This is a genomic window from Bacteroidota bacterium (assembly GCA_018266835.1).
Taxonomy (GTDB): Bacteria; Bacteroidota; Ignavibacteria; order Tepidaquicellales; family Tepidaquicellaceae; genus JAFDZO01.
Map to the genome: position 1 here is coordinate 59936 of JAFDZP010000006.1, position 25275 is coordinate 85210.

Below are 25275 nucleotides of genomic sequence, written 5' to 3' on the forward strand. Positions count from 1 at the left end.
TAATGTAAAATCCTTTCTATTATCGTATATCGTAAAAATACGATTAATGTTTCAATGTTTCAAGATAAAAGTGGCATAAAAATAAAACTATATTAAGTCTAAATATAAATATTGATTTTATCATATATTTATGATACAAATCATATTTTGAAAACGAAATTATATTTATTTTTATAAAACTGATTATGAAAAATTCTCTTTTTGTACGTCACGTAATTCCATTTATACAATGGTACGGACTGATGATTGTTATTTCCATTTGTCTGGATTATTTACTACATCGAATGCAAATAGCTTCGTTAAGCTATTATCTGGGTTACTTCGGAACTGCTCTGGTATTGATTTCATTTCTCTATTCACTTCGAAAAAGAAAAGTAATTTCCTCCGGTTCACCTAAAACACTATTAAAGATGCATGAGTATCTTGCATGGATTGGTACAATTTTAATTATAGTACATGGGGGCATTCACTTTAACGCATTGCTGCCATGGCTTGCAATTCTGATGCTGCTTATTACTTTGGGAAGCGGCTTAGTCGGTAAATTTCTACTCAAAGATACTAATGAAGCTTTCAAAATGAAAAAAGCGGAACTTGTAAAATCCGGTTTAAGTAATGAAGAAGCAGATAAGAAATTATTTTTTGATTCCATCACCGTTGATGCAATGAAGAAATGGAGGGTAGTTCATTTACCCATAACTTATCTGTTAGGCATTTTGTCTTTAATTCACATAGTCACAATAATCATGTTCGCAAAATGAAGAAGATAATTTTTATTCTGATAACCGGTTTGGTAGTATGGGCTGTAATTGAGTATCCTAAGCAAATGGTAAACCCGGGCGATTTAATTGCGGGACATCAAAAATTAAGTAATGATTGTTATTCCTGTCATAGACCATTCTGGGGGATATCTAATGATAAGTGTATTACATGTCATAAAATATCTGAAATAGGAAAATTAAAGAATTCAACCGATAGTAATTCAAAAAAAGATAAATCATTATTTCATGAAAATCTTACAAGCCAAAACTGCGCATCTTGTCACACAGATCATATGGGAATTAAACCTGATACTAAACTTAGTAATTTTAAACATGATTTATTATCCACTGATATAAAAAATAACTGCAGTGATTGCCATACAAAACCAAGCGATAAGCTGCATATTCCGTTATCATCATCATGCAATAATTGTCACGTAACTACAGGATGGAAACAATCAGTAAAATTTAATCATGATATGATATCTGGTGCTGATAAAAATAATTGTATAACCTGTCACCAAAAACCCGGTGATTCGTTTCACCAGGGTCTCCTCGATAATTGCAATAAATGCCATACAACTAATAAATGGTCTCCGGCTAATTTCAACCACTCATCATATTTCTTGCTCGATAAAGACCACAATGCAAAATGTAACGTTTGTCATACATCCAGTAATTACAAAGAATACACGTGTTACGGATGCCATGAACATACCCAAAGTAATATTTTAAAAGAACATGATGAAGTCAGCGGTAATATTAATGATTGCGTATCCTGTCATACAAGTGGAAATAAGCATGATATGAAAGATGGAAATGAAAATAATGAGCGTGACGGTAAAGAATCAAAACATGAAAGTAAAAAAAGAGAAAATGACGATGATGATGACTAATAAGAACATAAGTATTTTAAATTAATACTTATTTGATACATGCGAGTGTATCACCTTCCATTCGTTATTTATTTTTGAAAAAGTAGTGCTTTCAATTGCATTCATGGTAATATCTTTGTCGCTCATCTTTCCATCAAACGATATTTTATAAACAGCTACGCCTAAGCTTTTATCTTCAGAAATAATTACCATCAGATCTTCTATATTAAAACTTTTTCCCTGCCAGGAATCTTTTTTCAGGAAATCAATAAATTGTTCTTTATTCATTACAGCAGCATTATCGGAGAAATAAATGAAGTCATCAGTGAGCATTAACGAAAATTTTTCCCAGTCCTTACTATTGAAGGCATTATAATATTCGTTAAGTTTTAAACTGATTTGTTGTTTATCTTCTGACATAATCTTATTAATTATTTCAGTAAAATTAGCTTAAATGAAATAATCTTTCAAAGAAACTTTTATCCGTTTGTGAAAAACTTCCCTTAGTATTCCGGTCTGTACATTTTTTCTTTAACAAACGCCTCAATATTCTTTGGTCTTGAAACCTGTGCAAGTTTATTATCAAAAACATATTCGGCAATCTTTACTGCCATATCTGCTTCCACCTGCAATATTTTTTTGATAGGAGGAAAAACCAGTCCGTTCTCCAGTTCTTCACCGCTTAATTGAGATGCCAAAGCAGTAGCTGCAGTTATGAACATTCCATCTGTAACTCTTTTCGCCTTCGTTGCAAATATTGCAAGTCCCATTGCCGGAAAAATATAAACATTGTTCCCCTGCCCGGGAGTATATGTTTTACCATTAAGTACAACCGGGTCAAAAGGACTTCCGGCTGCAAATATTGCTCTTCCTCCGCTGTATGTGTACGCTTCTTCAGCTGTGCATTCAGATCGTGAAGTCGGATTTGAACAAGGAAAAATTATCGGCTTCTCATTTATTGCAGACATCAACTCAATTACTTCTTTAGTAAATGCTCCTTTCATTGTACTCAGACCGATTATCGCAGTCGGCTTTATAGAAAGTATTGCTTCAGCAAAATTATTCGTAAATTTATCATTGGCAGCAAATGTAACTTTATGCCCCGCAAGGTCAGTTCTGGATTTTGTAACCAATCCTTTACTATCAAACAGCCAGATTCTATTATGTGCATCCTCTTTCGATATACCATTAAGCATCATAATTTTTATCAGTAAATCAGCTATGCCAATTGAAGCAGCACCTGCACCGAGGAATAAAAACTTCTGCTCTGTAATGTTCTTCTTAGATGCTTTGCTTGCAGCAAGCAGACCTGCAACTATAACGCTTGCTGTTCCCTGAATATCATCATTAAAAGTGCAGACTTTATTTCTATATTTATCTAAAATATCTATTGCATTCACTCCTGCAAAATCTTCCCACTGAATACAGATATCAGGAAAAACCTCATTTGCAGCTTTTACAAATGTTTCTATAAAATCATCATATTCCTTCCCTCTCACTCTGTGCTTCTTTAATCCGGGATATAATGGATCATGTAATAACTCTTCATTATTTGTCCCTACATCAAGCACAATAGGCAATGTATATTGCGGCGGAACACCGGCACATGCTGTGTATAAAGATAGCTTTCCTATAGGAATTCCCATTCCTGATATTCCTAAATCACCAAGTCCCAGAATTCTTTCTCCGTCTGTAACAACTGCAAACCGCACATCTTCCTGCGGCCAGTTCTTCATAATGTTCTTTATCTTTTTCTTATCATAATTCTCGATTGATATATACATACCTCTCGGTCTTCTTAAAATATGTCCGAACTTAAGACAAGCTTCGCCTACTGTCGGCGTATAAATAATAGGCATGTACTTTACGGGATTATCCATAACAGTCCTGAAAAATAATGTCTCGTTATTATCAAGAAGCTGTGCAAGAAAAACATATCTGTTAATCGGTTTTGATATGAATTCGATTTGTTCGTTTATGCGGAGTAACTGTGTATCGAGAGATTCGACTGCAGTAGGAAGCAGTCCTGTAAGTTTATACTTTTCTCGTTCTTCTAATGTAAATGCCGTGCCTTTATTACGCAGCGGGTCCTGAAGAATTTTGTATCCCGTTTTATCCATTTTTTACAAAATTAATTTATAAATCTGCTATCCTATTAAATAATGACCGTTGATAATTCTCTGTGCAGAGTAAGGTACTAATATGAAAGCATCTGAAATCCTTTCGTATGAAAGGTACAAATTTAATTAAGCATAGTTATTTTGAAGTACATGCGCACCTTTGTGCCTTATGCTGATTGTAAGATAAAACATACCGAGCATTAGAAGAAGCAATGCTGACCATAATGTAAGGAGCTTTTCACCAAATGGAGGTACTAATAAAATGACAAATGAAAATATAATCCCCGCAATACATAAAGCTGTCAGCGCTCCGCGGCTCATCCATCCGAAAGATTTGAATTCAACAACTCTCCCAATAATTGCAACACATCTGAACAGAAGCCATAATCCTGTGAACATAGGAACAATTGTTGCCGCGACGATTGGAGCAGTAAAGAGCACGATGACAATAACTATATTTATAAGACCGAAGCCTATATAGAATTTCCATTCCCAAAGAGTATTGATGTTTGCAACGGCGAATAGTATTTCAAAAATGCCACCGCCTAAAAATAACAATCCGAACCAAACAGTTCCGCCAAAGAAAGCTGCAGTAGGATCGCTTAAAGTGAAAGCACTTAGGATTACGAATAAAATTCCTGATGCTATTATAATTCTTCTATTGAGTTTTACACGAAGAAGTGAGGAAAGTGCCTGATTCATTTTAGTAAGTTTAAATTTATCACAGGTAAACTACCGGTTAAAAAAATAAAACCTTAATTTAAACAAGCCCCTTGTCTTATAAATTAACTTATTACTTTGAACTACTTTATTTTTGATGAGTAGTTTTTATCAAAATATTTCAGATACTCACCGCTCATGACTTTGCGCCACCACGGTTCATTATCTATGTACCACTTAATTGTTTTTTCTATTCCTTCAGGAAACTGATACTTCGGCGCCCATCCAAGTTCACTCATAATCTTGCTTGAGTCTATTGCATATCTTCTGTCATGTCCCGGTCTGTCTTTTACATAGGTAATTTGTTCTTCACCTTTGCCGAGCTTTTCAAGTATAAGCTTTACAATATCTATGTTGTACCATTCATTATTTCCGCCGATGTTATAAACTTCACCTATCTTTCCTTTTTCAAGAACAGTTGCAATACCCGAGCAGTGGTCTTCCACATACAGCCAGTCGCGGACATTCTTGCCGTCACCGTATACGGGAAGCTTTTCTCCGTCCAATGCTTTTGCAATCATCAGAGGAATTAACTTCTCAGGAAACTGATAAGGTCCGTAATTATTTGAACACCTTGTAATTAATATCGGAAGTTTATGTGTATGACAATAAGCATTACAGAGTAAATCTGCCGATGCCTTGCTGGCTGAGTAAGGACTATTTGTTGTAAGCGGAGTAAGCTCCGTAAATTTTATTTCTTTCTTATCTTCAGGAAGCGAACCGTAAACTTCATCGGTTGAAACCTGCAGATATTTTTCAAGCTTTAAATTTTTTGCAGCATCAAGTAATACCTGTGTACCAAGTACATTCGTAACGACAAACTCTCTTGAGCCCAGAATGCTTCTATCCACATGAGACTCTGCTGCGAAATTTATAATTGTATCTATGTTGTTATCCTTAATCGTACTTTCAACAACATCCTTATCGCAAATATCACCTTTTATAAATTTATAATTGGAATGATTTTCTATATCAGTAAGATTTTCAAGATTGCCCGCATAAGTTAGCTTATCAAAATTGAAAATTTTATAATTATAATTCTCTAACATGTATCGAACAAAGTTCGAACCTATAAATCCTGCCCCGCCGGTTACTAAAATATTTTGCATCTTGAGTTGAGTTAAATTAAAATTATCTGAAGAACAGTCCTACATTGATTGTAAGATTTACATTAAAGCCGTCAGGTTTCACTCCGTCAGGAACGCCTGTGGTTACAACATTATCTTCAACTTTCCAGTCACCGTGTGATGATAATAGATATCCTGCATTTAATTTAGCATACATAAATCCTGTAAGCTTTGCTCCGAAACCTAATGTCGGCTGCGCTGTAAAAACTCTCGTCTTTAACTCACGCGAGTAATCTGATGTTGAGCCGTTATAATTTCCCCAGATGTTAGACCATGTTGGAGCGGTTGTGCTGCTTTGATATAGCTTCAGTTTATATTCGCCTGTACCAAATGAAGAGCCGAGAGTAACATCAAGTACTGAACCGAATCTCATAACATAATCAAGTGTTAATCCGCCTTCGCCATATTCTACAGTTGCTGTTTTTGTATATGATAAATTGTTTGAAGTTACTTTTCCTGAAGTAGTTGTAGAAAACCCTCTTCCGAATCCTCCGATGCGAAGCCATTTAAAATTTTTAAATGGAATATCAATAAATCCGCCGCCGCCAAAGTAAACGACTCCGTTGCTCAAAGCAGGAAGTCCTGAACTCACTAACATTGTATTAAGGTCATCGAATTTTACACCCTGGTAACCGACTGTAGGACCGCCGCCGATTGAAAAAGCTCCACCCGGAAGCTGTGCAAATGCATTTGCTGAAATAATCAGAAGAATGGTTAAAAGTATTTTTTTCATATTACAATATCGATAAAATGTAAAAGGGATAAAAGTTAAAATTTTAGGCTGCGGAAATGTTGTTCGCCGCGGCGAATATTTTTTAAAAAGTCGGAAAAAAGTCGGATTCTTTTTATTTAAGATTTAAGAATTCAGATTTAAGATTTCCCAGTTTAATCTTTTCCCTGTTTAAAAAATATAAAAAGTCGGATTATTGTCGGATTTTTAAAAGTCCGTTATTGTTTTTTCAATTATGAAAATTTTCATATTCATATTTAGTTGAAAAAAAGTCGAATTTTTAAATTTCAAATTTCAGATTTTAAATTTCAAATTTACAAAATGAAAGAAGTCGGGTTTTCTAAACCCATTGTTGTTTTTACAATTCTGAAATTTTTCAATTTCAAATTTAGTCGGAGAAAAGTCGGATTTTCTAAACTCGAAACAAGAACTTGAAATTTGAAACTTGAAACTCGTAATTGAATATGTCTGATTATTATGTAAAGTTGAAATCTGCTTTTACAAAAATTACTCCTATACAAGATAATTGATTTCTATAAAATTTAAAAATGATTCTTACCTAATAGTAGTAATAGGTTTATTTTTTTTCTTGACATAACAACTCATTTTTAAAACTGCGCATTAATACCAATCGTTGGCAATGTGCCGATGCTGTTATTCGTCTCAATTTCCCGTTTGAACTTATTCCACTTATATCCGGAAATATTTTTCTTGTTCAAAACATTCTGAATATCTATATACGTTACAAGCGACCACTTCTTAAAATTCCATCTTTTATCAACTCTCACATCAAGCCTGTTATAATCAGGCAGACGCGCAGAATTATAATTTGCAACATCAACTGTGCCGTCCGTTGGATTTATCGGAGTGTAAGGTCGGCCGCCGTTGTATCTGAACTTTACTCCCGTTTCCCATCCCTTACCGAGTATTGCCCCTGCATTCGCAGAGAATAAAAATCTGTTATTAAAATCACTCTCTCTTTCAACTCCGTCAAGCGCAATGAACTTAGCATCGAAGTAAGAAAAGTTTATTGTTCCGTAATATTTATCAGTCAGTGATTTCTGGAAGAAAAACTCTATACCTTTTGAGTATCCGCCCCCTGCAGAAACAAGCGGCTCTAAACCAAAGTCACCCACATTCTGAAAATCCCCTCCTTGATTTGCAAGTATAAGATAATTTCTAACTGTGCTTGCAGGATAATCGGAATACTTTTTATAATAACCTTCGATAGAAAACTTCATATCATTGGTTAATATATATTCTATTCCCCCAACGTAATGCTCGGCTTTTATATTTTTTAAATTTTTATTCTGGTCGTTTGAAACCAGCCAGATGTATGAAGGCGACTGATAAAAAATTCCGTATGCCGCGGTGAGACTTAGCTTTCCCGTAACAGGAACATTAACCGAAAATCTTGGTGAGAAATAATTTTTATTATTTATAAATGCAAAGTAATCATATCGTACCCCTGCATTAATTTTTATTCCGCCGAAAATTTTCTTTGTTAAATTTACGAATGAATAAACTTTGTAAGTATTATCGTCATTGGAGAAATCCAGCCCGGGAATTACATAAGGCTCATTGGTTTCAGGATTGATTACCAGAGTTGTATCCTGCCTTAAATAAACTTTATTGTTAAAATTTATAAAGCTTCCGCTTACTCCTGCTTCCAGGCTTGTTGTGTTTGTTGGCGACCAGAAATATTCGTACTTTAAACTCGTCGCAGATTCTTTAGCAGTATTAGAAAATCTCTCGGCAAAGTTAGAATCTCTTGCGGAGTTATCGAAGCTGGTGTAATTTCTTGTAAGATTTAAAAGCGAATAAGAATTTTTATTTAATAAAGACTTCAATTCAAATCCGTTTGTATATCCCCACTGATTTGTTTTCAAAATGTCTTCGTTATCCTGCCTGTCTTCAAGCTTATCATTATTAAATCTTACCTTATCAAAATTTGCCACAGCGTTTACTGTAAGAAATTGTGTTTTGCTTAAATCATAGGTAATTTTTCCCTGCACAGTTGAGTACTCGGGAATAAATCCAAAACCCGCAGCGCTGAAAATCAAATCAAGATAACTTCTGTTTGCAGAGAGCAGCCAGGAACCTTTTTTATTTGCGAAGGGAGATTCAAATGTTGCTGCAAATCCCGTTGCAGATAAATTAATATCACCAAAGAATTTCTCCCTGCTTCCCTCTCTTAATTTGATATCAAGAACAGATGAAAGTTTATCGCCGTACTTAGGTGAAAATCCACCTGTCAGGAAATTTACTTCGCGAATAAAATTTAAACTGATAAGGCTTATCGGTCCTCCTGTTGCGCCTTGTGAGCCGAAGTGATTAATATTCGGTATAGGTGAGTTATCAACGAGAAATAGATTTTCAGAAGGCGCGCCGCCGCGAACAATTAAATCGTTTCTTCCGTCATTTACAAACGAAACTCCCGGAAGAGACTGAACAACTCTGCCTATGTCTTCAAAGCCGCCGGGCGTTCTTCTTATCTCTTCGTACTGAAGATTTTTTATTGAAGTGGTAATATCATTTGGCTTGGCAAATCTTTCATCCTGAACAAGAATTTCTTCTGTGGAAACACTTTCTAACTCGAATATTAAATCAGTAAACGAACCTGAGTTAACGATAACATTATCTGCTAACCGTGTTAAATAACCGATTGAAGTTACTTTGATGGTATATCTTCCGACAGGTACTGAATCGAGCTTGAATGAACCTGCGTCATCTGTACCTGTTTTAACTTTCAATTCCTGAATTTCGATTACTGCACCTGCTACGGGCTGCTTATTTAAAATATCGAGTACTTTACCTGTTATAGTTGATGTATTTTGAGAAAAAACAGAAGTGCCTGTGAAAAGGAAAAAGAAAAGAAGTACTTTATTAATCATTTGGGGTAATAATGTTTGGTTACATATCTTAATAGCAAAAACCATACTAAAAGTTCCTTATACTAATGGATACGAATAAATACGAATTAATATTTTTTAAGAGATGAATCAACAGTATCGCTCCATCTGTTAATACCGCCTGACATATTTGAAACCTTGGTAAATCCTCTGCTTGCAAAATGAAATGCAACGTTGCCGCTCCTTACTCCGTGATGACACATAAATATAATTTCTTCCTCTTCATCAAATTCATGCATGCGGTTTATTATATCTTCCATAGGATAATGCTCGGCAAAATCAATTGAGCATATCTCAAGCTCGCTTTTTTCACGAACATCTATCAATCGAAATTTTTCTTTCCTCTCAAATTTTGCCTTAACTTCCTCAGGTGTTAATTTTAAGTACAGCATATTTTCTCCTTAAATAAAAAAGGCGAAGTAAAAAACTTCGCCCAATATTTTTTAACTTACAACTTTATGAAACTTTTAACTTTATACTTTATACTTTACAAACTTTATGAACCTTATAAACTTTTAACCTTATTCCATTACGCCATTACTTCTTCATATTTTCTTTCATCAAAGATAAGCTCTTTGCAAAGCTGTTTTCCTTTTTCATCTATTTTATACAAAGGCATAATTTTACTTGCGTGAACAATTGCCATATCAAGTCCCGCTTCAACTGCATAATGAAGGAAGACAGAATTCAATACGTGCCTTATATGCGGACTTAAACCGAACGAACAGTTACTCAATCCCAAAATTGTTTTTGCCTTCGGCATAATTCTTTTTATTTCTCTTATTGCACCGATTGTATTTATACCGCTGTCTCTTAAATCTTCCGTACCCGAACCTAGTGGAAAGGTAAGAGCATCAAATATTAAATCTTCTTCTCTGAAATTGTGCACTTCAACAGCGTGATCTCTTATTCTTTTTGCAACGGAAATTTTCTTTTCTAAAGTTGTTGCCTGACCTTCTTCATCAATTGAAAGTACTATTACTGCTGCTCCGTAATTTTTTGCAAGCTCAAGAATTTTATCAGCCTTCTCAACTCCGTCTTCAAAGTTAATGGAATTGATAATAGCTTTACCTGCATAATTTTTTAAAGCCACTTCGATAACGTTTACTTCAGTCGAATCAATCACCAATGGAATTGATACCGCTGTGTTAAATCTCTTCATCACTTCTTCCATATCTTTCATTTCATCTCTGCCTACGTAAGCAACGCATACATCAAGCACGTGAGCGCCTTCTTTGATTTGCTCCTTAGCCATATTAACCATTGAATCATAATCATCTTTTTCAAGCAGCTGCTTAAATTTCTTTGAGCCGTTTGCATTACATCTTTCTCCCACCATCAATGGGGCAGGAGTCATTATCATTGGAACGGAAGTATAAATCGATGATACTGCCGGAGTGTATTCCCAGTCAGTTCTCTTTGGTATATATTGTTCAGAAATTTCTGCAAGCTTTGTTATATGACCGTCATGAGTACCGCAGCATCCGCCGACAATTCCGACACCCAAATCACCAACAAAGTGTGACATCCATTTCTTCATTTCATCGGGAGATAAATGATAGTGAGCATGACCGCCTACGTTTTCAGGAATTCCTGCATTAGGCATACAGAAAACAGGAAGCGGAGAGTTCTGGCACAAATATCTTATATTCTCTTCCATCTCTTTGGGACCTGTTGCGCAGTTCATTCCTATTATGTCTATAATATCATATGGCTCAAGAGTTGTAAGCGCAGAAGAAATTTCCGAGCCCATTAACATTGTTCCCATTGATTCAACTGTTACGGATGCAATCACAGGGAGTTTTCTTTTCTTCTCTCTGAACAATCTTCTTGCCGCTGATAGCGCGCACTTCATTTGTAATAAATCCTGACAAGTTTCTATACAAAATAAATCAACACCGCCATCGTATAATCCTGACATCTGTCTGTAGAAAGATTCTTCCATAGCATCGAATGTAATATGTCCGAGTGATGGAAGCTTTGTTGTCGGTCCGACTGAACCTGCCACATATCTTGGTTTTGCATTTGTGGTAAACTGATTAGCGCATTCTTTGGCAAGCTCTGCAGCTTTCTTAGAAAGCTCGTAATCTAAATTTGCTATGTTATATTCTGTCAGCACGATTGAGGCTGAACCAAATGTATTTGTCTCAATAACATCTGCTCCTGCTGTAAGGAATGTTGTGTGAAGCCGTTTAACCGCATCGGGTTTTGAGATGCACAGGTATTCGTTGCAGCCTTCAAGGTCTTTTCCGCCAAAATCATCAGCAGTTAGTCCATAGGTCTGAAAATTGGAACCTGTTGCTCCATCGAAAACAACTATCTTTTCTTTAACTAAATCTAAAAAATTTTTCATATTCAGTAAAATTAATCTTATGGCTTTAGGTTTTCAAGCCAATTGCAAGTGATACAAATTCTTCTTTTAATCACCATAATCCTCTCCTTTTATATCCTTTCCTTTTTGCCGTTTTTCATCGTAGTTTCCGAATGTAAACCTGACATTCAAGCTCACGCTTCTTCCCATAGAGCCTGTGGACCTTGAGAATTCTTCAAAGCCGCTTCGTATATAAGTATTTTCAAAACTGGAGGAATTAAATATATCGTCTAAACTTAAGTAGAGAGATAATTTTCTATCGAAAAAGTTCTTTCCCAAACTAAAACTCAGCGATGAAAAAGGTTTTACATCTGTAAGCGCAGAAAAATTGTATTTTGCATAGTACAGACTAAGACTTGCATCTATTACTTCAGGATTAGAGTACCCTCCCCATACACTAAGATTATATGAAATTCCATCAGTTGATGCATTAAGAGAATCATCCCCGTATATTTTTTTTCCGATTCTGCCATACAAATTCGTGTTCCAGAATTCACCTATTGTCAAACTTAGACTGCCATCTGTTCCGTATTCATTCGAGTAACCGTTATTTCTATATTGTGAACGTGTATAGATGGAGTCTATATATCTTAAATTCTGAATCAGATTTGTATTATGCTTAAAAAAGAAATTTGTGTTGATATTATTTTTACCTAACGGCTTAGTAAATTTAAATTCAAAGGAATGTGTATAAGCCGGCTGCAGCTCCGGATTTCCGGTTGTAAGATTATATATATCTCTTTTAATCGGAAACGGATTCAACACGTTAAAGCGCGGACGTTCAATTCTTTTACCGTATGATAATTGAATCTGAGTATTATCACTGAAATATTTTGTAACCAGCATTGAAGGGAAAATATCAAACTGATAATTTGTGAACTGAGAACCTGTATTAACCAAACCCCGCATATCGGAATATTCAATTCGCAGCCCCGGTTTAAAGTGAATACTATTTGTGTTGTAAGTCAGAGTTCCATAATATGAGTAAATGCTTTCAGTAAATTCATAATCAGACGAAAATGAACCGGATGTATCTAAATTAAAATAATTGTTATTTTCTCTTTTATATGAGTCTTTAAAACCGGTTTCGAATTTCACATCGTCGCTGATTTTTTTTGAGTAATCCAACTTAATATTATAATTGTTATTTTTTATATCGGAAGTTCCGCTTGTAAATGGAGTTGATACGTTACCTATTACCTGTACCTGATCAAAATCTGAATTGTATTTAGTGTTGCTGAGATTGAATTCTAAATTCACTTCATCTTTTCCAGTTATTTCCTTCTGATTTATATAGCCGACGAAAGAATAATCTTTATTATCGTTGTTGTTATTTCTAAAAAGCTGCTGAATAAAATCAGGCTGATAAGAATATTGGCGGTAGCTTTTGCTATCCGAAGTATTCTTGGAAACATTTAATACCCCCTCAAGTCCAAAGTATAGATTTTTGTTAATGTCATATATAATTCCGGGATTTATTCTGTACGCATTTGTTGTATTTGTATTCGTATCATTTGAAATTAATAACATTTCTCCCGTTGAAATATTTTTTCTTGTGCTATAACTGTAATTTTTAGGATTAAATAACCTTTCAGAAGTATTTAAAAAAAAGCTGGACTTGTCTTTTTTAAAATTAACCGACTGATTCAGATTTGCATAATTGTTTGAATTTCCCCAACCGCCTATTGAAACTTTATATTTCGCTTCTTCTATTTTTTTTAATACTACATTTATTACCCCGTCTATCCCTTCAGCTTCATATTTAGCCGGAACAACTGTCATCACTTCAACTTTTTCTATCATATCAGTTGGTATAGAGCGCAAGTCTCCATATATATTCTGTTCTCTTCCGTCAAATAAAATTTTCACCGAATTCCCCCTGAGCAACACGTTTTCTCCGTCAACTGAAACCATCGGAATTTTTTTCATCAGCTCAAGCCCGTTTGGTCCCGGATCTATTTTCATCTTAGAAATATCGTAAACCATTTTATCATCCTCTATATGCATAAAATCTTTCTGCGCCTCTACATTTATCACATCAGTAGATGTAATTTTAGTAGAAAGAAAAATAGTATCGTTTATTATAGATGCAGAAACATCAGGAGAAATTTTCTTTTTAATCCGGGTGTATGCACTGTCATCAATTATTAAATTATAATCTCTTCCATGGGCAAGAGTGATACATGCAGTACCGGAAAAATCAGTTGTGCTCTGTTTTAAAAACCCGTCTGTTTTTTTAAATGATACAATACGAAGATTCATATTCGGAACATACACACCGGAATCATTCACAACTACCACACAATAGTTAAGCGAATCTGAAGTCTGAGAATATACATGAGAGGTAGAAATTACAAATAAAAACAGGAAAGAAAGGAAGATTTTCATTAAAATTATTTTGTTGTAAAAATTAAGCCCAAATACATATAAATTCAAGCATATAAATCTTAGATAAGACAAAAACTTACGGTGAAAGTTTAACATTTTTTATCACTGCCTAATTAATTTTTATTTTTCTATTTTCTAATATAAATTAAGCATGAGAAAAATTCTTTTTTTAATACTCAGTATTTCATTAAATTGTTTCGCTCAGAATCCTGACATACAAATTCAGAATGCATTCCCGAATATTAATGTTGATTTTCCCGTAGTGCTCACCCACGCAGGAGATAACACAAACAGAATTTTCCTTGCCAGCTTATACGGAAAGATTTATGTTTTTCCGAACGATTCAAATGTTTCTGTATCTCAAAAGAAAATTTTTCTCGACATAGTGAACTTAGCAAGATACGACGGGGAGATGGGACTGCTTGGAATCGCTTTTCATCCCAACTACACATCGAACGGTTACTTTTATGTAAACTATAATAATGTAAATGACGGGCGCACAACCATTTCAAGATTTTCAAGAAGCGTTGGCGATCCTGATAAAGCAGATTCACTCTCTGAACTGAAGCTGTTAGAAATTTATCAGCCTTATGATAATCACAAAGGTGGGCAGATGATGTTCGGCGCTGACGGATATTTGTATATAGGAATGGGCGACGGCGGAAACCAGGGGGACCCCGGCAACCGTGCTCAAAATAAAGATACCCTCCTTGGAAAAATTTTACGTATAGATATAAACAATACTTCCGGAGGAAACAATTATGCAATACCTTCAGATAATCCCTTTGCAATCAGCGGCGGAGCAAAAGAAGTTTATGCATACGGATTTAGAAATCCCTGGAGATTTTCTCAGGACCCTGTTACGGGATTAATTTATGTTGGAGATGTCGGCCAAAACAATTATGAAGAAGTCGATATTCTGCAGAATGGAAGAAATTATGGATGGCATATCACTGAAGGATTTCATTGTTATAATCCATCCTCGGGCTGCGATACTTCGGGAATCACGATGCCGATAAAAGAATACAATCATACAGGAGGTAATTGTTCTATAATTAGTGCCGGAGTTTACAGAGGGCAGCGGAGACCTGAGCTCACAGGCGCATACATCTATGGAGATTATTGCTCCGGTAAAATTTCTATGTTAAGATATACGAACGGAGTTGTATCTCAGGACTCCATGCTAATTGACACTCCGAATTTAATTATTTCATTCGGAATGGATCAGAACAATGAAATGTACTGTCTTGCACAGAACGGAAACATCTACCTGTTCAATAAAAGTACTCTTGCAACAAATGTAAATGTAAGTGTAATACCGGATGGATTATATGATGATGTGAATAACAGACTGAATATAAAAGACTCTGTGAAAATTTATTTAAGAGATAATGCATCTCCATACAGTATAATTGATTCAGCATCAGGAATTTTAGACTCGCTGACATTCACTGCTCCCGTAATTTTTAACAGAGCGTTAACGGGAAATTATTATATAGAAGTGAAGCACAGAAATTCATTGGAGACATGGAGCAGCAGTCAGGTAAACTACACCGTAGCAGTAAATACAAATTATAATTTTACATCTTCAGTTACTCAAGCCTATGGCAGCAACATGATTTTAAAAAACGGTAAGTGGTGCATTTACAGCGGAGATATAAATCAGGATGGATTTATCAACGGAAATGATTTTACATTTTACTCGGCGCAATTCGGGAGCACAGGATATTTAGCATCGGACTTAAACGGAGACGGTATTGTAAACGGAAACGACTTTACGATATTCTCGAATAATTATACTAAAGGCACCGTAAGACCATAATTTCTTTTAAAACTACTTTTACTAATTTTTTAAATTCCTCTCAATGCTTTCTTACGGATTTTTTGATTCAATATTTTTCATTCCTGTTTATGTTATCCTTTTAATTTTTTGTGCTTTCTTTGGCAACCGCCTTTCAAAACGTGAGAAAAGAATTTACGGTACAGAAAGAAATTATGAATCGCAGGGATTGCTCCAGGCATTTGTAATTTTCCTTTCTCTCCTCTACACTTTCACTTTAACAGGTGCTGCAAACCATTTCAGAGATGCAAAAACTCTTGTGGCTCAGGAAGCAGATGCAATATCCGAAGTTTACAGATGGGGAAAGCAGCTCGACAAAGAGGACTCACGAAAATTTGTCGAGATGCTTTTAGAGTATTCAGAATTCCGTTCAGATCATACACTCAGCTCCAACAAAGATAAAGCAATGGTGCTGCAGGGAAAGATGTGGGACTTTATTGTATTGAAGGAAAAAGAAGAAAAGTATTCGTATTACTCTCATAAAATTCTGGAAGCATTAAACGTTACAACACATCTTTACTGGGATAAATATTATTCAGATAAAGACAGGATTCCAATGCCTGTAATACTGTTGATATTTTTATTTTCGATGGTAGTAACATACTTCCTGGGTTATACAAATGAAAACAGGAAATCGCATTTCGTGATGAATGTTTTTACGTTTGTAGCTCTTAACCTTCTTATGATGTTTACTTTGCGTGAGCTTGATCTGCTTTACCACGGACTGATAGCAGTCAATCCTGAAAATATTAAGGACCTGGTGGGATTTTTTAAAGGGGTGCTTGAGAATTTAAAGTAAGAAAACCTCAAGAGAAATAAATTACAAATCTGAATTAATTTCACGAAAAGCTTGATCAAGCTTGAGTTTGATTACTAATTATTATTTATTTCCTACCCCATAGTATTGTAATATTAAGGCAGAAATTATATTTGCTAAAGTATTAGTAGCTAGCACTCCTAGAATTGGCAAGGATTTAGCATATAAATTTGAAATCCAACTATTGACTTTATCACCCAAAGTACCCCTAATTGGGTCTGGGGACTCATCATCAATAATTTCAAGTAGTTTCGCGATATTTTCTTTTTCAATATTTTGTTCTCTCAATTTCTCTTCAAGATTTTTTTTGTTACCTTTTGCAATTGAAGTATTAACTTTAATTTTATTATCATTTCCAACTGTAATTACGTTACCATCACCCTTTGTAATTATTGTTCGTTTCATAATATTAACAATTTGTTTTTCATTTTCTATTAGTGTTTTAATTTCAACTTCAATGCCAAATTGTTCTTCTAGTTTCAACATAAATGTTAAAAGTTGAGATCTTATTGTCGAAATAATTTGTTTTATATTAGAAGTTGATACTCTTTTATATACCCTTAAAACACTCAGTAAGGGATTTCCATTTTCATGATAGTATTGCTCTATCTTTGCTGCTACAATGTTAGGTAAAGTGAATACGACAGAATCACTTTCACTATCATCATTCGAAATATCTTCTAAAAATTTAATCCCTTGCAGTAAGTGATGGTTTGTAAGACTCCACTGAATATCTTTCTCAAAAAATTCTATCGGCACTAAAATTCCATTAAGAGATATCATTCCTGTTAATTGCGAACCTTGCACAAGATCACCTTTTACAATTGCAATAGTTTTTCTGTATTCCGGTAATAAATGTTCTTCTTTATACCCGTCTAATTCTAATGTAGTCCACTCTAAGAGTTTCTCGTTTTTTATTCTAGTTGCTAAGACTTTAGTTTTAAGTAGGGCATCTTCTACAGAAGAAGAAGAATCCATTAATTTATTTATTATATTTTCTAATAATTTCATAGAAATAAATATAACAAACTTAAAACTTTATAATGCAATAGTATTTTATGGCAGGATGGATGTTAAATTTTAAAACATAAAAGGGATCACCCGTTCTGCAGTTGGAATTGCAGAACGGGAAAAGTTCTTCGTAATTCACTAGGGGTTAATAAATTATTAGAAAGAATTATTTTTTTAATCCATTTGTCTTCTCAAAAACGCCGGCTTTTGAAAATCATCACTGATTTTAAATTCTTCTATATTCTCATCTGTATATTTTTCTTCAACGTGTTTTTCTTCGCTCAGGTCGTCATTTAATTTTATCTCTCTTCTTTGCCATGCCGGTTTATCCAGATTCTGAAGTTCATTATCTGTTATCATTGTAGTAATTTTCGGAGCGTAGTTAGGTTTTATTTCTACAACCTTTGCTTCGCCGTTACCATTGAGTTTTGCTTGTTTTCTATTGAAACCGGTTGCAATAACTGTAACCATAATTTCATCTTTCATTGAATCATCTTTAACCATACCTGTTATAAATGCAGCATCTTCTCCTGCAGCTTCCTGAATGATAGAATTGATTTCGTTCAATTCATGAATGCTGATCTTAGAATAACTAACATTCGTAAGAACACATTCAGAACCTGCTATATCAATTAAATCAAGAAGCGGATTTGATAATGCAGCGGCGGCAGCTTTTGCAGCTCTGCCTTCACCTGTTGCAATACCTGTACCCATCATTGCTTCGCCTTTTTCTTTCATGATAGTTCTTACATCGGCAAAGTCAACGTTGATTTTTCCTGGCTTGGTAATGATTTGTGAAATACCGTTTGTCGCATTGTAGAGAACTCTGTTAGCAAGGTCAAATGCATCTTCTTCAGATGTATCTTTACCTACAAGGTCAAGAATTCTTTCATTAGGAATTACAATGAGACTATCGATTTCATCACTCAGTTTCTGCACACCTGACTCAGCAAGTTTCATTCTTGGTTTTCCTTCGAATGCAAACGGCTTAGTAACGATGGCAACAACAAGTGAATTCATTGCCTTTGCAATATGGGCAATTGCAGGTGCAGCACCGGTACCTGTTCCTCCCCCCATTCCTGCAGTGATGAAAACCATATCGCTGCCTTCTAACATTTTTTCGATTTCATCACGGCTTTCTTCAACCGCTTTAAAACCAACTTCTTCTTTCATACCGGCGCCAAGTCCTTTAGTGACATTTTTGCCGATTTGAATTTTTACATCTGCCTTGCTCATATCAAGAGCTTGTGCATCTGTATTGATGGCGATAAACTGTACTCCGTCGATGCCTTTATCCACCATCGAGTTAATAATGTTTCCGCCTGCGCCGCCGACACCTATTACTTTTATTTTTGCGCCGCTCATTTGGGTTGGAACGAGTTTAATCATGTTGATTTTTCCTTTCGTGTTAAGGAATTTATTTGGGTTAGTTAAATAATATTTTATATTTTAAGATGAAAATTTTTTAGGCTTTATAGTTCATCGAACCATTCTTTTATCTTTGCAAGTATTCCCTTCGCATTAAGCTTCTTTGACTTCTTCTTTTTATCGGTTGGTGAAAGTTTATACGCATCGTTCAGTGTTTTTACTCTGTGAAGAACAAGTCCCACGCCTGTTGCAAAAATAGGACTCTCAACTTCTTTTGTTAGTCCGCCTGAAAGACCGGTTGGAAATCCCAAGTTAACTTCCATTCCAAGCACTTCTTCAGCAAGCTCACGTGAGCCTCTTACTAATGATCCACCGCCTGTAACTACAACACCTGCGTGTAATTCTTTTTGAATTCCTGAATTTTTTAATTCAACTGCGCTGAGTTCAAAAATATCCTGCATACGCGCCATTATAATTCTTGACAGAATGCTTTTCTTAGTACGCTTCGGCTGATTGCGATGAATTGATTCAAATGTAATTTCATCATCATTAAGTATTTCGCTAAGTGTTGCATAGCCGTAATCACGTTTTATTCTCTCTGCTTCTGCATCTGAAATTCCGAGCGCTTCCACTATATCGTTCGTGACTAAATTTCCGGCAATACCAATACCTGCAGTGTATTTTAAAACACCTTTTTTGAAAACTGCAACGTCAGTTGTTCCGCCGCCGATATCAATCATTGCAACACCGACCTTCTTTTCTGTTTCATCAAGCACGGAATAAGATGATGCAATAGGCTCAAGCACAATATCATCTATATCAACGCCGCAACTTGTAACGCATTTGGATAAATCATCGATAGATGATACAAGTCCTGTTATAATATTTACTTTAGCTTCAAGCTTTGTTCCGAACATACCAACAGGAGTTTCATATATTCCATCCTTGCCGTCTATAATATATTCCTGTGGAACAACTTCAATTATTTTTGTATCGCTTGGTAATTTCAAAATTCGTGACTGGTCCAACAATCTTCTTACATCTTCCTCTGAAATAACTCTGTCAGGATTATTAATACCTATTATACTGCTTGACTGTATGCATCTTATATGATGCCCGGCAATACCGACAGACACTGAAGAAATATCAACACCTGAATTTAATTTTGCTTCTTCAAGAGCAGCTTTAATCGATTCAATTGTCTTATGAGGATTTACAACTATACCTCTGTGCAAACCATCAGAAGGAGCTTTGCCGATTCCGATTATATCAATTTTTTTATCACCCATTATCCTTGCAACGATAACGCATACCTTCGTTGTGCCAACATCAAGTCCCACAACTATATCTTCATCCATGTATGATTTTGTATTTTTCGACATAATATTTTATTGATAGTTTACTACAATCTGATTCGAGTAACGTAAATCCAGATAATTTATTTTTTTATTCCTGTTGTCAGGATAGATCTGAGTAAGGTAATTATTCAAATATGTTAACCTGTTTAGAATTGTTTTCTGATAATCTTTATTCGCAATACTTTCAGTTTCTCTCGGTAAATAACATGGGAACGGAATATCATTCGTGTAAACAACTATCGCATTCGGGTCCGCAAAATTAATTTCAGAAATATTGTTGTACAAAACTTTATTTTTCTTGTAAGTATTCATAATCATAAACATTGCAATTCTTATCTCTTCACTTTTCAGTTTTGCTGACTTAACTTCAGAGGGAGTTAGTTTCAATCCGCTTATCACAGGTAAATCGAATATCTTTTTGATGTTCTTATAAGTAAATAATTCAAGTTCTTCATCAATTAACTTCACTTCGTTATCAAGACTTACAATTGCAAGAGGTCTCTTTTCAATAACTTCAATCACAAGTTCATCCGGCGGCTGTTTGCTTACAAATGCTTTTTTAATTTCAGGATGTCTTAAAATTCTATCCTGAATAATTTTTAAGTTAAGCTCATCATCGAATGCAACAGTATCTTTTAATCTTGCAATATCCAGTATTTCATCACGGGTTACTGATACATTTCCTTTAATTGTAATCTTATCATACTTGCTGTCCGCCTTCCATTTATTTGCCAATACTACCGATGACACTACAATCAGCACTATCAGAAAGAATAAACTCAGAAATCTATATTTGCGGAATATTGCCATTTATCTTTTTAAATCAATATTTATTTTTTACTATTGATACATACTCATCGCAGTAGTTAGTTATCGTTCCTGCTCCCTGAAAAATTACAATGTCTTTATCTTTTACAATTTCTTTTAGCTTCTTGAAAATATCGGATTTCTCATTGAAGGAATATGCTTCCTTCGGATAATTTTTATTAAACTCTTTAAATATCAAATCACTTGTTACACCTTCTATCGGCAGTTCCCTTGCAGGATAAATTTTATCAAGAATAAGAATGTCTGTCCCAGCAAATGCCTCACTGAAAGCTTTATAAAAATCTTTCGTTCTCGAATAAAGATGCGGCTGAAACACTGTGATAATTCTTCCGAGATTTATCGAACGTGCTGCTTCAAGCGTTGCTTTTACTTCTGTTGGGTGATGCGCATAGTCATCGTAAACTCTTATTCCGTTTGTAAACTTAAGCTCAAATCTTCTCTTCACTCCACCAAAGTTCTGTAATCCATTAGAAATCTGCTCATCATTTAATCCTGTTTCTCTTGCTGCCAGAAACGCAGCAGAAGAGTTAAGCATATTGTGTCTTCCTATTACCGAAAGATTTATTTGTGATTCGTTTAATTTAAATGAACATGTTTTTTCAGAATAAGTGATGTTATCAATAACAAAATCATTTTCATCGTCAAACCCGAAAAACATTTTTTGTTTTCCAATTCTGCCTGCAATCGCTCTTACATTTTCATCGTCACCATTTAAAATTACTTTGCAATTCTCTTTTCCAAGATTGCAGAACTTTATAAAATTGTTTTGTATGTCTTCAAGATTTTCATAGATATCCAGATGGTCTGACTCAATATTATTTACGATAATCACATCTGCTTTCAGTGTAAGAAAGCTTCTGTCATATTCATCAGCTTCCACTACCGCTATATTACTGTTCCCTATTCTTGATGAGCTGCCGTCTAAAAATGAAAGATTACCTCCGACAAAAACAGTAGGGTCAAGATCATTCTCAATTAAAATCTTTGCAACCATCGAAGTTGTTGTCGTTTTACCATGTGTCCCGCTTACTGCAATTAAAAATTTATCGTTTACAATTTCACCTAAAGCTTTCGCTCTTTTAATAGTCGGAATATTTAATGAAACTGATTTTATATACTCCGGATTGTCTTCTTTCACAGCTGCCGAATAAATTACAAGCTCAGTGTCATCCAGAAGAAAATCTGTATTATGACCTTCATGTATCGTTATTCCGAAATTTTTCAAACGCTCGGAAATCTCAGTAGTGTACGAATCACTTCCCGAGACCACATAATTATTCTTTGCGAGATATTCAGCTATCCCGCTCATTCCTATTCCCCCTATACCTATGAAGTGTACCTTTTTAATATTTCCGAATACTTCGCTCATTAAATTTTATTTTGAAGTCCTTTTCTTATTTGTTGAAATTCCGATATCAGTTTTGTTTCATTCTGGAAATCACTTAGTCTTATTCTTAACAATCTTTTTCTGTTCGATAATTTTAACTTCACTAATCTTATATTGCTCTTTTCCAATCTTCCTTCTTTTTTCTCCCGTGAAAATTTTATTCCGACAATTTCGTTGTAAGGCAGTTCTCTTTGTCCGAATCTGTTTTTCAGAGTTATCTTTCTGTCATCAAAAATTAAATATCTCGCTCTGATGTAATTTGAAATAAGGACTATCAAAAAGAACACAATGAATGCAGTAAAGATATAAATAATCGGATCCTGAATTACTACCTGAAATTTTTCATCGGAAAAACTCCCTTTTAAAATTACATAAGCAATAAATACGAACAAATAAATCAGCAGTGATGTGTAATAAAAATCTAATCTGTATTTATATGTTCTTTCATTCATAATTTTGCAAGCTTTATAACTTCATCTGCAATTTTAGAAGCTGCATGTATATCAGAGAACTTTGAAACATTAGTTTTCAATTCATTCAGTAAATTTTCATCGTATAAATATTTTTCAATCGTGTTGTACATTTCGTTATCAAGATCTTTTTGCAAAAGCATCACTGCAGCTTTTCTGTTCATCATACTTCTTGCATTCATTTCCTGATGATTTTCAGCGGAAGTCGGCAGCGGGATCAATATTGCAGGAAGCTCTAAGTACGCAATTTCCATGATACTTGTAATTCCCGAGCGGCATATAACTAAGTCAGCGGCGGAAAAAGCATAAGCAATCTTTTCAATAAAATCCAAAATTTTTATTTTATCGGAGTAAGGTTCATACTTATCTTTGTAATGTTTGAAGTCAGGAACGCCTGTCTGCCATATCAGATTTATATTTTTTTCATACAACTTCGGAGCAATTTTATCCAGCGCTATGTTAATTCCTCTTGCTCCTTGGCTTGCACCGAATATAAAAATCGTTTTATTTTCAACCGGAAGATTGAAAGATTTCAACGCTTCCTTCTTATCTATCAGTTTCAATGATGTTCTTATCGGATGTGCAATGTTCAAAATATTATTTTTTCTCTTTACATATTTATTACTGTCTTCAAATGTCAGAACAACTTTATCTGCTTTTTTAGATAAATACTGTATTGTCTTTCCGGGATATGAATTTCCTTCCTGTAAAAGCACTGGGACTTTTAATCTGTTCGCTGCATAAATTACCGGACCGCATACAAATCCGCCGGTACCGACAACAACATCAGGCTTAAAGTCTTTTATAATTCTTCTGCTTTTTAAAACAGAGCCGACTACTTTCATGGGAAGAGAAATGTTCATCAGATATTTCTCTCTGTTGAATCCTGCAATTTCGATTAACTTAATATTGTAATTATTTTGCGGCACTATTTTTTCTTCTATTCTTCCTTTAGCTCCGATAAACAGAATTTCTGCATCGGGAAATTTCTTTTTTATTTCATCTGCAATAGCGATTGCGGGGAAAATATGTCCTCCCGTTCCGCCTGCAGCAAATATTACTTTAAGCACTGGCAAATTTAAATTCTTCTACTTCTTTCTTCTCCGTTGCAAAAGAAGATATATTCAATAAAATCCCTACTGCAATTGAATTAAAAAACAAAGCTGTTCCACCGTAACTTATAAAAGGAAGCGGCACGCCTGTCGTAGGAATAACACCAGTAGCCACACACATATTTATAACTGCGTAAAATGAAAGTACAGTTGTAATTCCGAATGCAAGATATCTTCCGAAATCATCCTGAACATTTTTTACAATTCTGTAACCTCTGAACATGAACAAAGCAAACAAAGTAATTATCAAAGCTGTACCAATGAAACCATATTCTTCACCGACGATTGAAAAAATAAAATCACCGTATGCCTCAGGTAAATAAAAATCTCTTTGTATTGAATTCCCCGGTCCGATTCCTGTAATACCGCCGTTACCAAATCCGATAATTGCCTGCATCAACTGATAATTCGAATTTCCTCCTGATGCATATTCAGAGTGAGAGGAAAGACGATTGAGTATATAATTTTTTGAAAGAACGAATAAGACTGCAAATGGTAAAATAATCAATCCCGTAAATATTAAATGTTTCAGCTTCACTTCGGAAAGAAATAACATTAAAAATGAAGTAGAAAGAATTATCATCGATACCGAAAAATTCGGCTGAAACGCAACAAGCATCGAAACAAACAACACGTAAAAAATAATTACCATATAACCTTTATAAAGCAAATGTAAATAATCTTTTTTTCTTGCCAACAACGCTGCAACGTATATTATCAGAGTGTACTTTGCAAAATCAGAAGGCTGAAAACTTAAAGGACCAAGACTTATCCATCTGCTTGCGCCTTTCATTCCTACTCCGCCGAAGAAAATATAGATAAGCATTAATATGGAAATCCATATCAGATACTTTGAATACTTTTGAATCATTCTGTAATCAAGTTTTGCGAACGCAAAAATCAAAACGATACCAAATAACACTCTCATTGTATGCTGGCGGAATAACATATTGGGATCAGAAAACTTATCCATAGCAAAAGATGAACTTGCACTGTATACTGCGCCAATGCTGAAGAATAGCATCAGCAGCACAGGAATCAGAATCCAGATATCAATTTTATGTTTTGATGTATCGCTCAATC

The 25275-nt window shown here is 34.7% G+C and carries 21 protein-coding genes; 4 read left to right on the top strand and 17 right to left on the bottom strand.

The features are described 5' to 3' along the window. Window positions 1–185 precede the first annotated feature (185 nt). Both JST55_15865 and JST55_15870 read left to right on the top strand, forming a co-directional pair. On the top strand, window positions 186–758 hold the full coding sequence (locus JST55_15865) for a hypothetical protein (protein ID MBS1494987.1): 573 nt from the start codon (window positions 186–188) through the stop codon (window positions 756–758). Next, window positions 755–1654 carry a class III cytochrome C family protein gene (locus tag JST55_15870; GenBank protein MBS1494988.1) on the top strand — a complete coding sequence of 300 codons (900 nt, stop codon included), beginning with the start codon at window positions 755–757 and terminating at the stop codon, window positions 1652–1654. Before JST55_15865 ends, JST55_15870 begins: the two co-directional genes overlap by 4 nt. Window positions 1655–1675: 21 nt before the next feature. Here JST55_15870 and JST55_15875 read toward each other — a convergent pair whose 3' ends face one another. From JST55_15875 to JST55_15915, 9 genes are all read right to left on the bottom strand, one after another. After that, window positions 1676–2053 carry a nuclear transport factor 2 family protein gene (locus JST55_15875; GenBank protein MBS1494989.1) on the bottom strand — a complete coding sequence of 126 codons (378 nt, stop codon included), beginning with the start codon at window positions 2051–2053 and terminating at the stop codon, window positions 1676–1678. 83 nt (window positions 2054–2136) lie between these two features. Beyond that, window positions 2137–3753 carry an NAD-dependent malic enzyme gene (locus JST55_15880; protein ID MBS1494990.1) on the bottom strand — a complete coding sequence of 539 codons (1617 nt, stop codon included), beginning with the start codon at window positions 3751–3753 and terminating at the stop codon, window positions 2137–2139. Window positions 3754–3879: 126 nt separating this feature from the next. Further along, a complete protein-coding gene (locus JST55_15885; protein MBS1494991.1) occupies window positions 3880–4455 on the bottom strand; it encodes a DUF308 domain-containing protein in 576 nt (191 codons plus the stop codon). A 101-nt stretch (window positions 4456–4556) separates the two neighbouring features. Beyond that, window positions 4557–5582 (bottom strand): dTDP-glucose 4,6-dehydratase, encoded by a 1026-nt coding sequence (gene rfbB, locus JST55_15890; GenBank protein MBS1494992.1) that lies wholly within the window; start codon window positions 5580–5582, stop codon window positions 4557–4559. Window positions 5583–5604: 22 nt separating this feature from the next. Further along, window positions 5605–6333 carry a hypothetical protein gene (locus JST55_15895; protein MBS1494993.1) on the bottom strand — a complete coding sequence of 243 codons (729 nt, stop codon included), beginning with the start codon at window positions 6331–6333 and terminating at the stop codon, window positions 5605–5607. A 605-nt stretch (window positions 6334–6938) separates the two neighbouring features. Further along, complete coding sequence (locus JST55_15900) at window positions 6939–9224, bottom strand: TonB-dependent receptor (GenBank protein MBS1494994.1); 2286 nt, start codon at window positions 9222–9224, stop codon at window positions 6939–6941. Window positions 9225–9310: 86 nt separating this feature from the next. Then, window positions 9311–9634: a hypothetical protein gene (locus JST55_15905; GenBank protein MBS1494995.1), complete on the bottom strand. Its 324-nt coding sequence runs from the start codon at window positions 9632–9634 to the stop codon at window positions 9311–9313. Window positions 9635–9771: 137 nt separating this feature from the next. Then, window positions 9772–11595 carry a homocysteine S-methyltransferase family protein gene (locus JST55_15910; protein MBS1494996.1) on the bottom strand — a complete coding sequence of 608 codons (1824 nt, stop codon included), beginning with the start codon at window positions 11593–11595 and terminating at the stop codon, window positions 9772–9774. Between the two features lie 66 nt (window positions 11596–11661). After that, window positions 11662–14001 (bottom strand): TonB-dependent receptor, encoded by a 2340-nt coding sequence (locus JST55_15915; GenBank protein ID MBS1494997.1) that lies wholly within the window; start codon window positions 13999–14001, stop codon window positions 11662–11664. 151 nt (window positions 14002–14152) lie between these two features. On the opposite strand from JST55_15915, the gene JST55_15920 reads away from it, so the two are divergent. Together JST55_15920 and JST55_15925 are read left to right on the top strand one after the other, a co-directional pair. Beyond that, window positions 14153–15823 carry a PQQ-dependent sugar dehydrogenase gene (locus JST55_15920; GenBank protein ID MBS1494998.1) on the top strand — a complete coding sequence of 557 codons (1671 nt, stop codon included), beginning with the start codon at window positions 14153–14155 and terminating at the stop codon, window positions 15821–15823. 43 nt (window positions 15824–15866) lie between these two features. Next, window positions 15867–16640, top strand: coding sequence for a hypothetical protein (locus tag JST55_15925; protein MBS1494999.1), 774 nt, complete (start codon window positions 15867–15869; stop codon window positions 16638–16640). 81 nt (window positions 16641–16721) lie between these two features. On the opposite strand, the gene JST55_15930 is transcribed toward JST55_15925, so the two are convergent. The 8 genes from JST55_15930 to JST55_15965 form a co-directional block, all read right to left on the bottom strand. Next, on the bottom strand, window positions 16722–17669 hold the full coding sequence (locus JST55_15930; protein ID MBS1495000.1) for a hypothetical protein: 948 nt from the start codon (window positions 17667–17669) through the stop codon (window positions 16722–16724). A 174-nt stretch (window positions 17670–17843) separates the two neighbouring features. After that, entirely contained in the window at window positions 17844–19058 is a 1215-nt protein-coding gene (gene ftsZ, locus JST55_15935) for a cell division protein FtsZ (protein ID MBS1495001.1), read from the bottom strand. 83 nt (window positions 19059–19141) lie between these two features. Next, a complete protein-coding gene (gene ftsA / locus JST55_15940; protein ID MBS1495002.1) occupies window positions 19142–20395 on the bottom strand; it encodes a cell division protein FtsA in 1254 nt (417 codons plus the stop codon). A gap of 30 nt (window positions 20396–20425) precedes the next feature. Continuing rightward, a complete protein-coding gene (locus JST55_15945; protein ID MBS1495003.1) occupies window positions 20426–21205 on the bottom strand; it encodes an FtsQ-type POTRA domain-containing protein in 780 nt (259 codons plus the stop codon). A gap of 13 nt (window positions 21206–21218) precedes the next feature. Beyond that, complete coding sequence (gene murC / locus JST55_15950) at window positions 21219–22592, bottom strand: UDP-N-acetylmuramate--L-alanine ligase (protein ID MBS1495004.1); 1374 nt, start codon at window positions 22590–22592, stop codon at window positions 21219–21221. Continuing rightward, complete coding sequence (locus tag JST55_15955) at window positions 22592–23062, bottom strand: hypothetical protein (GenBank protein MBS1495005.1); 471 nt, start codon at window positions 23060–23062, stop codon at window positions 22592–22594. The genes murC and JST55_15955 overlap by 1 nt, the downstream gene beginning before the upstream one ends. Beyond that, a complete protein-coding gene (gene murG / locus JST55_15960; protein MBS1495006.1) occupies window positions 23059–24150 on the bottom strand; it encodes an undecaprenyldiphospho-muramoylpentapeptide beta-N-acetylglucosaminyltransferase in 1092 nt (363 codons plus the stop codon). The genes JST55_15955 and murG overlap by 4 nt, the downstream gene beginning before the upstream one ends. Beyond that, on the bottom strand, window positions 24143–25273 hold the full coding sequence (locus JST55_15965) for a cell division protein FtsW (protein MBS1495007.1): 1131 nt from the start codon (window positions 25271–25273) through the stop codon (window positions 24143–24145). The genes murG and JST55_15965 overlap by 8 nt, the downstream gene beginning before the upstream one ends. Window positions 25274–25275: the final 2 nt, after the last annotated feature.